Origin of the sequence: Shewanella basaltis (genome assembly GCF_023283885.1) — a bacterium.
GTDB classification, from domain to species: domain Bacteria; phylum Pseudomonadota; class Gammaproteobacteria; order Enterobacterales; family Shewanellaceae; genus Shewanella; species Shewanella basaltis.
The window spans coordinates 199,351-212,139 of the sequence record NZ_JAKILA010000001.1; the positions used below are offsets into that span (position 1 = coordinate 199,351).

Below are 12,789 nucleotides of genomic sequence, written 5' to 3' on the forward strand. Positions count from 1 at the left end.
CTGACCGCAATGGCGTTTATTCTTGTGGCCACTTACCATCATCTTTTGGCCGGATCCACATTTGTGAAAACCAGTAATAGCCAGTACGAGTCTTGCTCGGCACAGTGCAATTATAGCGTGAACGACCTGGCGCCATATCAGCAGGAGCCTGAATACTAAAGGTATCTTCTTCTAACCAGATTGGCTTTTTCGCGCCTTGCCCTTGGATAAAGCACATCAGCTGATGAGGGTATAAATCGGCAGTGTCTAACTTTACCACCAGCTTAGGTCTAAATTTACCTGACGTTAAAAGAGGATCGCTAATATTTTGCTTCAACACAGGCATAGGTAAGCTCGAAAATTTTACCGTCAAACTAGCTAAGTCGGCATAGGCATTAGCAACCGGAAACCGTGGTAATGCCGTAATAGACGAGTACTCTCCCGCCGCACCAGATTGCTGCCCAAACCCCACAAAACCGTGCTTAACCAATATTGCTTCAAGCTCTGTAGTGTATTCGCCATAAGGGTAGGCAAACATTTTGGCACTCTGGCCGGTTTGTTTCAGAATTTCAGCCTCTGTCGTTAAGATGTTAGTTTCAACTCTCTGCAGCCATTGAGCGCTGGTTTCTTTGGGTAAACGACGAATAAGGTGTTCATGCCCCCAACTGTGGTTTGCAATGGTTGCGCCTTGTTCGGCTAACTTGTTGATCTCTTCCCAACTCATCATGCCATCATAACCTGCAATAATAGGGGCGGGTGATATAAACACAGTAAATGGAAATTGGTGAGAGGCTAAAATAGGCGCTGCATTTTCAATGATACTTTCGTAGCCATCATCAAAGGTAATGACAATACTGTTATTGGCCATTGCCGTGTTATTCTTGATAGCATCTACAGCATCCGTTAACGCCATGACGGTAAAATTGTTGTCCGCTAAATACTGCATCTGCTCAGAAAATTGAGCAGGTGTCACACTCGTGCTTTTAGGCATGCTGTCTGATACATGATGATACTGTAAAATCACCACCGCATTGGCGTTAGAGTGAAAACAACTCAAACACAAAACCATCAAGCCTAAAACGATTATTTTAACCATGATTACTCATACCTATGTCAGTTAGCGCATTACTATTAAATCAGCATAAGCACCGTCAGTTATTGGCATTAGCGACCCCAATGATACTGTCTAATATCACTATTCCTCTTTTAGGATTAGTCGATACCGCGGTGATCGGTCATTTAGGTCAAGCTTATTATCTTGGCGGTGTTGCGCTAGGTAGCACAATGATCACCTTGATAATTTGGTTGCTCGGCTTTTTACGCATGTCGACAACCGGACTCGTCGCACAAGCTTTTGGTGCAAACGATAAAATAACGCAACAGCAGCTATTGTTACAAGGTTGTATCTTAGCATTAACCTTAGGGTTTGCCTGCGTTATGTTGCAGTCTCCCATCGTAAATTTTGCACTCGATCTCAGTGATGCCAGTGAACAAGTGATGTTTTACTGTCGTCAATATGTTGATATTCGTATTTGGTCACTGCCATTTGCGTTGGTCAATTTAGTGCTACTAGGTTGGCTACTTGGACGCCAAGCCCCTAAAGCTGCTATGTGGCAGCTTATTTTAGCCAATAGTGTCAATATCATTCTCGATGTGGTGTTTGTGATAGGCTTTAAATGGGACGTACAAGGGGCTGCATTCGCCTCTGTAATTGCTGATATTTGCGCATTTTCAGTTGCCTTAATCATGGTTAATCGCCAACTGACTAAAATGGGCGACTTTAATTTAAAGCACTGTCTTAGCCAGTTGACGCTGCGTGGTTACGGCCGTTTATTGTCGTTAAATCGTGATATTTTTATTCGCAGTTTGTGCCTGCAAGCCGCATTTAGCTTTATGACCTTCCATGGCGCAGGATTAGGCGACAACATCATTGCAGCTAATGCGGTATTACTTAATTTATTAATGTTGATATCGTATGCCCTCGACGGCATTGCCTATTACGCCGAAGCCGAGGTAGGCCGTGCTTTTGGACAAAAAAATCCGTTATTACTGCACGACAGCGTGCAACTTGCATTTTATTGGTCGGCCGCCATTGCCGTGTTATTTAGCCTGTTATTTTGGGGCGCAGGTAGTGGGATCATTCAATTGCTCACCAATGTAGAAACCGTGCAACAAGCTGCAAACCAGTATCTTGCTTGGCTGATTTTCATGCCTATTTTGGCATTTTGCTGTTACCTATTTGACGGTGTTTATATTGGCGCAGCACAAGGCCAAGTTATGCGTAACAGTATGATTATTGCAACTTTTGGGGTGTATTTTCCGTGCTGGTACCTATTGCAAACATGGGGGAATCACAGCTTGTGGGCGGCAATGTCAGTCTTTATGTTGTGCCGCAGTGCAACATTAGGCTGGCACTATGTTTATAAGCTTAAACATAAATTGGCTACAACTAAATAATCATTGAACACGACGCCCCATAAATATAACATACTGGCAACATTATTCTTTACGGACTTTTAATGAAACGGATTTTATGGCTCATCGCCTTTATGTTTGTGCAACTCCCAAATATTGCCCAAGCTAACGCCCTACCTGTTGACGCTTTTGCCAGCCTACCTGATGTCAGCTTTGTGACCTTATCGCCTGATGGTACAAAAATCGCATCGTTAATTAGGATTCGCAGTGACAAAGTCGACGGGCAAATATTGGGCATTCGCGACATTAACACCAATAAAGATATCTTCCCGGTACAAACCGACAATCAAAAATTTGTTATCTTGTCGCTCACTTGGGCAAACAACGATATTGTCTTAATCAAAGCCAAATACCCTGCTATCCGTCGCGGCGTACCCACAACAGAAACTCGCTTAATGAAATACAGTTTAAGCGACGATAAAATCTCTAGTGTGTTTTCTAAGCGCACCTTTTCTCGCTTTCAATTTGTGCCGCAAATACAATCGTCTATTGTAGATTACCTAGATAACGACCCTGACCACATCTTGATGTCTATCAGTGGCTTAAGCTCACAATCACAATATGAAAGCGTGATTCAAGTCAGCTTAAAAAGTGGTGGGGTCAAGCTAAAGCAATACGCAGAAAAATACATTGAAGATTGGATAACCGATAGGCAACATCAGGTACGCATTGGCATTTATCGCGACGATACAAGCTACCGTATTTATGAACAACCACAAGCCAATGGTGACATGCGTTTATTATGGGAGTTTGAGATTTTTGATGAAAACGCCATTTGGCCAATCGGCTTTGACCATGACCCCAACATCCTTTATGTCAACGCCTATCATCAAGGCTTAAAAGCCATTTTTAAAGTCAATTTAACCGACCCTGATCTCACCAAAGAATTGGTATATCAAAACGAGCATTATGACGTCGAAGGCCAGCTCATTTATTCCACGTTAAAACAAAAAGTCATCGGTATTGATACCAATATTGAAGGTGAATTCTTATTTTGGGACCAAGACTACATCAAGCTCAATAATGGCTTAAACCAAGTATTATTAGAGTCACATAATGTCATCAATCAACTCAGCGATGATGAGCGTCGTTACCTCGTTTATAGCACAGGCCCCATTGAATCTGGCACCTACTTTTATGGCGACCGGGACAAAGGAGAGCTTTATCCAATAGCTTATCGCTATAGCCAATTGCCACCAGAGGTCTTATCTCGACCTAAAAAAGTGAATTACAACGCCCGTGACGGTTTGGCTATCGAAGCGTTTTTAACCACGCCCAAAAACACCGAAGCCAAACACCTCCCAACCATTATTTTCCCGCATGGTGGCCCAATCTCTTACGACTCGACCTCATTTGATTATTGGGCGCAGTTTTTCGCCAATCGCGGCTATGCCGTCTTACAAATGAACTTTCGCGGCTCAGCAGGCTACGGTTATCAGTTTATGACCTCAGGGCTTAAAAACTGGGGCCTTGAAATGCAAAATGACGTTGAAGATGGTGCGCACTGGCTTATTGAACAAGGTATTGCAGACCCTAAACGTATGTGCATTGTAGGTGCCAGTTATGGTGGCTATGCGGCATTAATGGGGGTAGCTAAAACACCTGATTTGTATCGATGTGCCATTAGCGTAGCAGGTGTGACAGACCTTGAATATTTAGTTAAATCATCACGCGGATACGACAACAGTAAAATTGTTAAAAAACAAATTGGCGATGACTATGACGATTTATATCAACGCTCGCCAATCAGTAAAGCTGCCAATATCAAAGTACCAGTATTACTGATACACGGCACTAAAGACAGAGTTGTAGGTGCGCGGCACAGCGAAGAAATGTACGACACACTCAACGATTTACATAAATCCGTTAAATACGTTGAATTAGAAAATGGCGACCATTATCTCAGTAACAATAAGCACCGCCTTACCACATTTATTGAAATAGAGCGCTTCTTGGCGGCCAATCTTGGGGTAAAATAGGCTCAAGTTGACAAGATAAGAGAATAGAATGACCCAAGAATTAGTTATCACCGACCTTCACGTCGGCACAGGCAAAACCGCAGTCAAAGGTGCGCTCATAACCACCCGCTATAGTGGGTATTTAGCCGATGGAACACAGTTTGATGCATCTGATGCCTTTCAATGTGTTATTGGCACTGGCCGAGTGATTAAAGGCTGGGAACAGGGCATTATTGGCATGAATGTGGGCGGAAAACGTCAGTTATCTGTACCTGCGCACCTTGCTTACGGCGAGCGACAAATTGGCGAACGTATTCCGGCTAACTCAGATTTGTTTTTTGAAATTGAATTACTTGAAGTGCTCACCCGAGACGATTAATTAAACTAAAAACGCGACTCAACAGTCGCGTTTTTATTGGCTTACATTCAACGCGATTAAGCGTAAGAATGCTCACCATGTTGGTGATCTGTCACGTCACGTACGCCCGTTAGCTCACCAGGGAACATATCTAATAACTGCTTTTCGATACCATCTTTTAGGGTGATATCAACTTGCGAACAACCGTTACATCCACCACCAAACTGCAGCACAGCAACACCCGCATCGGTAATTTCAACCAACATAATGTTACCGCCGTGGCTGGCAAGTTGTGGGTTAATTTCTGATTGAATAACGTATTCAATACGTTCAACCAATGGCGCATCACCTGCCACTTTACGCATTTTGGCGTTAGGTGCTTTTAGGGTTAATTGTGAACCTAATTGGTCAGTAACAAAGTCAATACTGGCATCATCTAAAAATGGTGCGCTTTTTTCATCAACCATGGCACTAAAACCATTAAATGGTAGCTCAATATCGTCCGCTTCTACCGCATCTGGTGGGCAGTACGACACACCACACTCAGCTTGTGCTGTGCCTGGGCTGATAACAAAAACACGAATGTGTGTGCCTTCTGGCTGATCGGCCAATAATTTAACGAAATGGGCCTGAGCTGTATCGGAAATGGTGATCATGAAAACCTGCTCCCTCAAGATATACCTGAGTAATTTAGTAAGAATTAAGCACATGATACTCTGACTTGGATTTGCTTTGTAGTCTCTGGATGATTTGATCTTGAAAAAATGATCCAGAGCAACGTTTTTTGACACCACTAAGCGTTCCATAACACCGAAAGCACACCGCAACCAAATAACTAATCAATTGTTTTAGTTGTTAAATATTATTGTTATTAGTCAAATCGAATTAATCTAATAATCCCGGCGCTTCTGCGCGAGCTAAACACCAGGTTTGCACATAAGTAAATTGCTGACTGAATAGTCTCGCAATTTCATCGACTGTCGTGCCGGTTGTAACCACATCATCAATTAATGCGACTCGCTGATACGACACAGCCTTGCTCAGTTGAAATGCATTATGGCAGTTTTCACGGCGCTGTTTACCCGACAATTCCGCTTGCGGCACAGTATCTACAACCCGAGTTAAGCAGGTGTCATCTATCGGAATATTAAGTAGCTTGCTAAGGCGATGTGCAATCAGCCACGCCTGATTAAACCCACGCTGACGCAAACGATTAGGGTGTAAAGGCACAGGGATCAATACTTGCGGCGCGCGAATCAATTTATGTTCAATCAACTGACTCACTCTTATGGCCAATTGTTGGGTAATCGCATTAAGCGGCGCGCACTGTTGTTGGTATTTTATCGCGGCAATTAAAGGCCCAAGCCCCTGATGGTAACTGCAAGGTGCTATCACCAACATGGGTGTATGCTTTAAACATTTTCCACAATAAGCTTGCAATTGTGGGATGCTACAACCGCAACCTAAACACACTTCATGTTGGTATAAGCTTGCAGCCAAGCACGCCTGGCAAATTCCGCTTAATACCTGCCGTGGAAATAGCTGTTGATAATCAAGCTGTTCAATTCGATGCTGGCACAGCTGACATCGGTTAGGTAAACTGCCTAACAACGCCACGCTAGCATGTTGATAAAGTGATTTACTGCTTTTCACTAAGTCAGATATTTTGTTCGCGAAAACTAATTTAGACACGGGCTATTCATTCCATTAAATAGTCAAATAAGAGAGATTAATGTGAGCTTTCCTGCACTGCATATCGACATTGTTGGCACCCAAGGGCCAGATGTCATTCTTTTACATGGTTGGGGAGTCAATAATGCCGTATTTGGCCCATTAAAAAACGCACTACACCAGTATAGAGTGCATTATGTTGACCTGCCGGGTTTTGGCTTAAGCCCTAATATTGACGGTAATATTAATCAGTGGGTGCAAGCGTTGGCGCAGCAGCTACCCAAAAATGCAATCTGGATAGGTTGGTCTTTAGGTGGCTTACTGGCCAGCAAAGTGGCAATAGATTTTCCAGATTCCGTTTCAGCGTTAGTGACCCTCGCCTCATCTCCCTGCTTCATGGCCAGAGACGCGACCCAAACAAGCCCGGCTTGGCCCGGAATGTTGCCCGCCGTACTCACGCAATTTTCAACCCAACTGACTCGCGACTTGTCACGCACCGTTGAACGATTTTTAGCGATTCAGGCCATGGGAAGCGATAATGCGAAAGCCGACATTAATCAAATAAAACAACTGGTACTGAGTAAACCACTACCAAGCAAGCAAGCACTTTCTCAGGGATTAGCCATGTTGGAAGACGTCGATTTACGTGGGCAACTAAGCCAAATAACACAACCCTGGTTGCGAGTGTGGGGCAAACTCGATGGATTAGTGCCTCGGCGTGTCATTGAACAAATGCCACAAGCGCAACACATTACTGACATAGTGCTAAACAAAGCCTCACATGCGCCGTTTATTTCACATCCAGACGAATTTTTGCACAACTTATTGCCTTGGATCATAAAATATCAGCAATAGCACTTTAGCTAATCAACGAGTTTGGCTATAATTTAGCCACGGTTTAATTGCGAAGCGACCTTTGATGATTATCACCACTCATTATCCGCAAGTGCCTCTAGCAACATCCAATGTTGCGACGGACCTTGCACGAGTGGACAATCAACAAAAACCACCGATTATTCCACCGCAAGAACCCAGCAAAGGCCATGAAGAGCGGGCGTTTAATCCACAAAACGAACGCGCTCAAACCTACGTGATTGCAGAAAAAAAACAACAGCAAGGCCAATCACTACGTCAACAGCAAAACTTAACTCAACAGTCTGTCGACCCTAAAGCGTTATTGCAACAGTCCACTCGGCCACAAACCGTGCGTGTAATGGCCAGTAACACGCCAGCATTACAGCGCAAAGACATTCAAATTAAGTCGCAGTCTACACCTGTAAAAAATCAAATCGAGTCTAAGCAACGCCAAACCGATAACAACATGTCCAGTGCTACCGCTCAACAGTTTGGTATGCGAATTGGCCAGTTTTATCAGCAACAATCCGCACCCAATCTCGAGTCGCAATTACAAATATTAGCGTGACACTTTCTTTACATTATTGTCTGCTACAGGTGTGTTATCACCTGTTTTAAATAACATTTTGTTGTACGCCAAACTGCCCCACAATGCCCAACCCAGGGCAGTTTCAGCTTGCTTTTCATCCAGTGTTCTGGGGATTAGATGCTCACTGGCAAAATCATACGTAAAGCTTTCTGCGGGTAATTCCGGTTGTAAAATGGTGACCTGGTTACCCTCTAGCAAACCAAAGTTTTTGTCATATTGCATCATCGCCCGCCCCTTCCAATCGCTTGGAACCTGGGTTAAGTCGCGACCTAGCATTGGGTAGCGGTCAGATATGCCCATCAGCGACAACAAGGTTGGTGCCATATCGATTTGGCTCGTCACCCGAGAGTCACGTTTAGCGTCAATGCCTTCACCTAAAATCAGCCCAGGGATCCTAAAGCGAGACACTGGCACTAAATCTGAGCCACTCACACGACTGTCGTGATCGGCCACCAGCAAAAAAATAGTATCTTGCCAGTATTGAGACTGTTTTGCCTTTTTAAAAAACTCGCCTACCGCATAATCGGCATATTTTACTGCGTTATGCATGGTGTATTGCGGTTGTTCATACAGCTCGATTCGATTATCAGGAAATTCAAATGGATCATGATTGCTTGAGCTAAACACCAAGCTAAAGAAAGGCTGACCTTGTTTATGCATCCGCGAAAACTCTTCATCCGCTCTCATCAGCAAGTCTTCATCTGACACGCCCCAGGACGCAATAAATGCAGGGTTTTTATAGTCTCCTTGGTCAACAATATTGGTAAAGCCGTTACCTAAAAAGAAACTGCGCATATTATCGAAATGACTTTCGCCACCATAAATAAATTGAGTTTCATAACCATGCTGCTTGAGCAAATCAGCAATGGTAAAAAAGCCTGTTTGACTCTTACCTAATTTCACAACAGCACGTGCAGGCGTTGGCGTAAAGCCTGTGGTGATGGCTTCAATACCCCGCACAGAGCGCGTGCCTGTAGCGTAGAGGTTTTCAAAAAACCAGCCTTGCTGCGCCAACTCATCAATATTGGGCGTTAGCGGTAACCCACCTAAGCTGCCGACAAAACGCGCCCCTAAACTCTCTTGTAAAATAATCACTAAATTTTTAGGTTTACCGCTATAGCTGGCTTGATTGAAAGACAACGTCGGTATTTCGGTTGAGGTAAACGCCTCCATGGGACGGCCGCTTTCCCGGCGCACAATATCAATAATCTTATCGGCAGATAGCTTGCCATAGGCTTTTGAAGCATCTTCTTCGTTATTCATTTGTGAAATGGCAAACATTAATGAAAAAGATGAGTTAAGCACCAATGAATTAACAAGTGGGTCATTAGAAAACGCCACTAAAGATGGGTTTAATGGGCGGTGCCCTAAAGATGAACGCGCGCCTAATAACGTCACAACGATGACTAAAACGGCTAACACTGGGCGCCAATACCATGTTGGGTATGTCATCTTTTGCGTTAAACGACCACTTAACCACCAACCACCTGATAACGTACCGATTGTGATAAGTGAAGACAAAATAAGCTCGGCTTTACGCCCTGCCCACAACATCGACAAGACTTCTTTGGGGTAAATCAGGTATTCAACATATAAACGGTTTGGCCTAAAGCCGTATTCGGCAATAAATGACGGCGTCGACGCTTCTAAAAACACCAGGATCCATAACCCTAATGTGAGCCACACACGTAAAATGACTAACCAGACGCGGCCAACAATATGCTCACCGGCAAACACCACTGTACCCAATGCTGCAATGCCATAAATCCAGCAAATGGACGCAATATCTACGCGTAGGCCTTGGCCTAAAATGTAACCCCACCCTTGAGCATCATTAACACGGTCGGCTTGCCAGATAGACAATCCAATTCGGCTTAAGCTCATCACAATAAGTGATACAAGGCTAAATACAAAAAGGGCTTTAACGATATTAGCTGAACCAGCTTGTTTTTTTAGTAATTGATTTTTATTAAAAAAACCACATAAACTTGCTATCATTGACACTCCGTTTTTATTATTCTTTTGTGTGCTAAGCCAAATTTTTCGCGCAAAAAGTCAGCCCAAATAACAACAAAATTATTGGGATAGACTCACAAGCGATTCTTAAGGTGGGCTTAAACGTTAACAGTACCAACAAGTTTTATTTCGTTCGTTAACACAAAACTTATTGGGTTAATTTCAATCTTATTATGTGTTTTTCATCTCAAATAATGCGTCAACCTCTTTCAATCCAACTTATGCTCAGGCAGTACATTGGTCGCTACACCTATTTCCTGTCGATTTAATCGCTAACATGCGTTTTAGGCATATTGTTTTCTGGCTCAGCATGGGGAATATGTAAACTAAATTGGATCCTGTCTTCTGCTATCAGCCCAAAACTAAATATAAAGCCGTTAACCTTGGCGATGTTTTCCACAATGGCTAACCCTAAACCATGGCGCTCGGTGTTAGTACGCGACTGCTCAGCTTGGTACAAAGGCTGAGTCAGACGCTCTAAATCATCAGCTTTTAAGCTTGTGAGTAACTGGTTTTCTACACTCAAGGCAATACTGTTGTCGTCATGATGTAAACGCAAAACAATGTCAGACTGCACCGGGCTGTAATAAAGCGCATTATCGAGTAAGTTGGTTAAAATAAGATTTAGCGAAAATTCATCTGCTAAGGTATGGCAACCTCTTAACTGATTTTCCATCTTGAGGCGTTGTCCAATGGTGGAATATTTAAATGTTAACGCCTCAATGACGCCATTAACTTGCTCAGTGATGTCTAGCGGTTGTCGATTTAAATGAATGTTGTCAGACGATGCCTGCTGCAGCAGTAATAAATTACTCACTATCGTTTTCATCCGCAGACTAATATTGAGCACATCTTGTTTATAACTCGCAGCAATACGCTGATCATTGGGATAACGAATATAAATCTCACTTAAATTAATCAGCTCACTAATGGGCGTTTTCAGTTCATGGGCTATGTCGGCAGTAATTCGCTTTTCTGTCTGTAAATATTGCTGGCTAATTTTGACAAACTTATTCAACTCGTTACGAATTGGTTCAATTTCGAGATAACGCTCAGACGCTGTCGACAGCGGAATATATTTTTGGGTCACATCCACCGTTTTTAACGCGTTATTAAGCTCATTTAACGGCACTAACCCTCTTGATATCACCTTCACTACGGCCCAGCGCATCAACACTATCACCAGCAACAAACCAATGGCTAAACTGGAATCAATAATCACCAAAATTTGGGTTAAGTCTTCAGAACTAATTGCCACCGTTAACCACATGGGTTCCACAGAATGTGGTACTAACTCACGCATCGAACTAGGTACCTGGGGTTCAAAATGGGCCACCATAGCTCGGCCGGAGCGCCCATCAGGTAAGGTAACGTCAGCAAACACCGTACTATTAAGTGGTATGTCTTTTTTGAGTAAATCGGTGCCCGGGAAATGACTTAACGACTCTGAGCGTTCAAATACCGCATTGCCTTGCCATAGCTGGAAAAAGCTGGCTTTAGTTGAGGTTCCAAACTCAGGCATAAATTCGCCCGCAAAATCAAACTCGGTCCCTTGTGGCGTAACTTTAACTAACGTTTTTAAATAGTTAGATTTATCGGTAAGCGCATTGTCAAACTCAACATCAACCCAATTATCAATGCTAATATCAATTGCCAAAAACACGATAATTAAAATGGCTGTCACCACATAGGTCATGGTGTTCATTAGTTTAGTGGTTAAAGACTTCATGCTTGCGTATCCACAAAATAGCCAAAACCACGTTTATTTTTAATCGGTAACATCGCCCCTACAGCCTTGGCTTTTTTGCGCACCGACGATAAATGCGCTTCAATGGTATTTTTAGAAATATGATTAAACGACCCCACCACAGCCTCGCTGATTTGCTCAGGGTTTAACACCTGTTTAGGATTAGCAAATAAATATTCGACGATTTTAAATTCGTTTTTAGTCAAGTCGATATATTGGCCATTGGCTCGCAAAGACTTATTGCCCGTGTCGAGCACAAAATTGCCAATCGTAATCGTGTTGGCCTGTTGGGTTAATTCGCCGCGGCGCCCCATGGTAATCAATCGCGCTTGCAGTTCATCAAACGAAAAAGGCTTGGTTAAATAGTCATCTGCGCCAGACAATAATCCGTTAACGCGATCTTCTGCCTGGGATTTAGCCGATAAAATAATCACCTTAGCTTGATTGCCTAGCTTACGAATACTTTTCAGTAAGCTAATGCCGTCAACATTAGGCAGCATTAAATCCAAAATAATAAAGTCATATTGATTAGTGAGCGCCATGCTCAACCCCTCTGAACCATCTCCGGTTTCATCTACGGTATAACCTAAATGATCTAACCCAACTCTTATTCCGCGGCGCAGCGCTTCTGAGTCTTCAATCAACAACACTTTCATTGAGTGCCCTTTGTTATTAACGCTCTATCGATGAACCGACAGATGCTTATATGTATTCTGTTATTGCCAGGGTGCTTACGGCCATAACACTGCCCACCAGACAATGGCGGCCATTAGCATGCTTATAAACACAAATGCTGATGAAATATCTTTAGCCAAGCCTGATAACGTATTAAATTCTAGGCCAATACGGTCAACAACAACCTCTATAGCAGTGTTAACCAGTTCGGCAAACAATACAAACAGTAACGCAATCACCAATATGGCTGATTGCACCGCAGTGATATTGGCCACACACGCAAATACGGTTAATGGCACAAATAGCATCAACTCTTGCTGAAAAGCCGCCTCGTTACGACACATCCACTTTAAGCCGTTAAAGGTATGTTTACAGGTAAATAATAAGCGCATAAGCCCTTGACGCTTAACCACTATTTTAGGCGGTTTAGTGTTAACGTTTTTCACTGTGGTTGATAATGTCATGG

Annotated in this window: 12 protein-coding genes; 5 read left to right on the forward strand and 7 right to left on the reverse strand. The window is 43.2% G+C overall.

All coding sequences use genetic code 11. The annotated features are described in order from the left end of the window. Positions 1-16: 16 nt before the first annotated feature. Positions 17-1,075 carry a polysaccharide deacetylase family protein gene (locus L2703_RS00920; protein WP_248969276.1) on the reverse strand — a complete coding sequence of 353 codons (1,059 nt, stop codon included), beginning with the start codon at positions 1,073-1,075 and terminating at the stop codon, positions 17-19. 14 nt (positions 1,076-1,089) lie between these two features. Here L2703_RS00920 and L2703_RS00925 point away from each other — a divergent pair, with 14 nt between their 5' ends. The 3 genes from L2703_RS00925 (at position 1,090) to L2703_RS00935 (ending at position 4,791) form a co-directional block, all read left to right on the forward strand. Continuing rightward, a complete protein-coding gene (locus tag L2703_RS00925) occupies positions 1,090-2,436 on the forward strand; it encodes an MATE family efflux transporter (protein ID WP_248969277.1) in 1,347 nt (448 codons plus the stop codon). A gap of 62 nt (positions 2,437-2,498) precedes the next feature. Next, complete coding sequence (locus L2703_RS00930) at positions 2,499-4,433, forward strand: alpha/beta hydrolase family protein (RefSeq protein ID WP_248969278.1); 1,935 nt, start codon at positions 2,499-2,501, stop codon at positions 4,431-4,433. 28 nt (positions 4,434-4,461) lie between these two features. Beyond that, positions 4,462-4,791, forward strand: coding sequence for an FKBP-type peptidyl-prolyl cis-trans isomerase (locus L2703_RS00935; RefSeq protein ID WP_248969279.1), 330 nt, complete (start codon positions 4,462-4,464; stop codon positions 4,789-4,791). A 56-nt stretch (positions 4,792-4,847) separates the two neighbouring features. Here the strand turns inward: L2703_RS00935 and nfuA are convergent, their stop codons facing one another. Both nfuA and L2703_RS00945 read right to left on the reverse strand, forming a co-directional pair. Further along, a complete protein-coding gene (nfuA, locus tag L2703_RS00940) occupies positions 4,848-5,426 on the reverse strand; it encodes a Fe-S biogenesis protein NfuA (protein ID WP_188735930.1) in 579 nt (192 codons plus the stop codon). 229 nt (positions 5,427-5,655) lie between these two features. Beyond that, a complete protein-coding gene (locus L2703_RS00945; RefSeq protein ID WP_248969280.1) occupies positions 5,656-6,462 on the reverse strand; it encodes a ComF family protein in 807 nt (268 codons plus the stop codon). A gap of 42 nt (positions 6,463-6,504) precedes the next feature. On the opposite strand from L2703_RS00945, the gene bioH reads away from it, so the two are divergent. Together bioH and L2703_RS00955 are read left to right on the forward strand one after the other, a co-directional pair. Continuing rightward, positions 6,505-7,296: a pimeloyl-ACP methyl ester esterase BioH gene (gene bioH, locus L2703_RS00950; protein ID WP_248969281.1), complete on the forward strand. Its 792-nt coding sequence runs from the start codon at positions 6,505-6,507 to the stop codon at positions 7,294-7,296. Positions 7,297-7,360: 64 nt separating this feature from the next. Beyond that, positions 7,361-7,864 carry a hypothetical protein gene (locus L2703_RS00955; protein ID WP_248969282.1) on the forward strand — a complete coding sequence of 168 codons (504 nt, stop codon included), beginning with the start codon at positions 7,361-7,363 and terminating at the stop codon, positions 7,862-7,864. Here L2703_RS00955 and L2703_RS00960 read toward each other — a convergent pair. The 4 genes from L2703_RS00960 to L2703_RS00975 all read right to left on the reverse strand — a co-directional run bounded on the left by L2703_RS00960 (position 7,856) and on the right by L2703_RS00975 (position 12,787). After that, the gene (locus L2703_RS00960; RefSeq protein WP_248969283.1) at positions 7,856-9,883 is read right to left on the reverse strand and encodes an LTA synthase family protein; all 2,028 of its coding nucleotides are present in this window, start codon (positions 9,881-9,883) and stop codon (positions 7,856-7,858) included. The genes L2703_RS00955 and L2703_RS00960 overlap by 9 nt on opposite strands. A gap of 283 nt (positions 9,884-10,166) precedes the next feature. Further along, positions 10,167-11,630 carry a sensor histidine kinase gene (locus L2703_RS00965; RefSeq protein ID WP_248969284.1) on the reverse strand — a complete coding sequence of 488 codons (1,464 nt, stop codon included), beginning with the start codon at positions 11,628-11,630 and terminating at the stop codon, positions 10,167-10,169. Continuing rightward, on the reverse strand, positions 11,627-12,304 hold the full coding sequence (locus L2703_RS00970) for a response regulator transcription factor (RefSeq protein ID WP_248969285.1): 678 nt from the start codon (positions 12,302-12,304) through the stop codon (positions 11,627-11,629). Before L2703_RS00970 ends, L2703_RS00965 begins: the two co-directional genes overlap by 4 nt. Positions 12,305-12,379: 75 nt before the next feature. Next, positions 12,380-12,787 carry a diacylglycerol kinase gene (locus tag L2703_RS00975; protein WP_248969286.1) on the reverse strand — a complete coding sequence of 136 codons (408 nt, stop codon included), beginning with the start codon at positions 12,785-12,787 and terminating at the stop codon, positions 12,380-12,382. Positions 12,788-12,789 lie beyond the last annotated feature (2 nt).

Coding starts and splice junctions, on each gene's coding strand:
- L2703_RS00920 (WP_248969276.1), bottom strand. CDS start 1,075: ATGGTTAAAATAATCGTTTTAGGCTTGATGGTTTTGTGTTTGAGTTGT.
- L2703_RS00925 (WP_248969277.1), top strand. CDS start 1,090: ATGTCAGTTAGCGCATTACTATTAAATCAGCATAAGCACCGTCAGTTA.
- L2703_RS00930 (WP_248969278.1), top strand. CDS start 2,499: ATGAAACGGATTTTATGGCTCATCGCCTTTATGTTTGTGCAACTCCCA.
- L2703_RS00935 (WP_248969279.1), top strand. CDS start 4,462: ATGACCCAAGAATTAGTTATCACCGACCTTCACGTCGGCACAGGCAAA.
- nfuA (WP_188735930.1), bottom strand. CDS start 5,426: ATGATCACCATTTCCGATACAGCTCAGGCCCATTTCGTTAAATTATTG.
- L2703_RS00955 (WP_248969282.1), top strand. CDS start 7,361: ATGATTATCACCACTCATTATCCGCAAGTGCCTCTAGCAACATCCAAT.
- L2703_RS00960 (WP_248969283.1), bottom strand. CDS start 9,883: ATGATAGCAAGTTTATGTGGTTTTTTTAATAAAAATCAATTACTAAAA.
- L2703_RS00965 (WP_248969284.1), bottom strand. CDS start 11,630: ATGAAGTCTTTAACCACTAAACTAATGAACACCATGACCTATGTGGTG.
- L2703_RS00970 (WP_248969285.1), bottom strand. CDS start 12,304: ATGAAAGTGTTGTTGATTGAAGACTCAGAAGCGCTGCGCCGCGGAATA.
- L2703_RS00975 (WP_248969286.1), bottom strand. CDS start 12,787: ATGACATTATCAACCACAGTGAAAAACGTTAACACTAAACCGCCTAAA.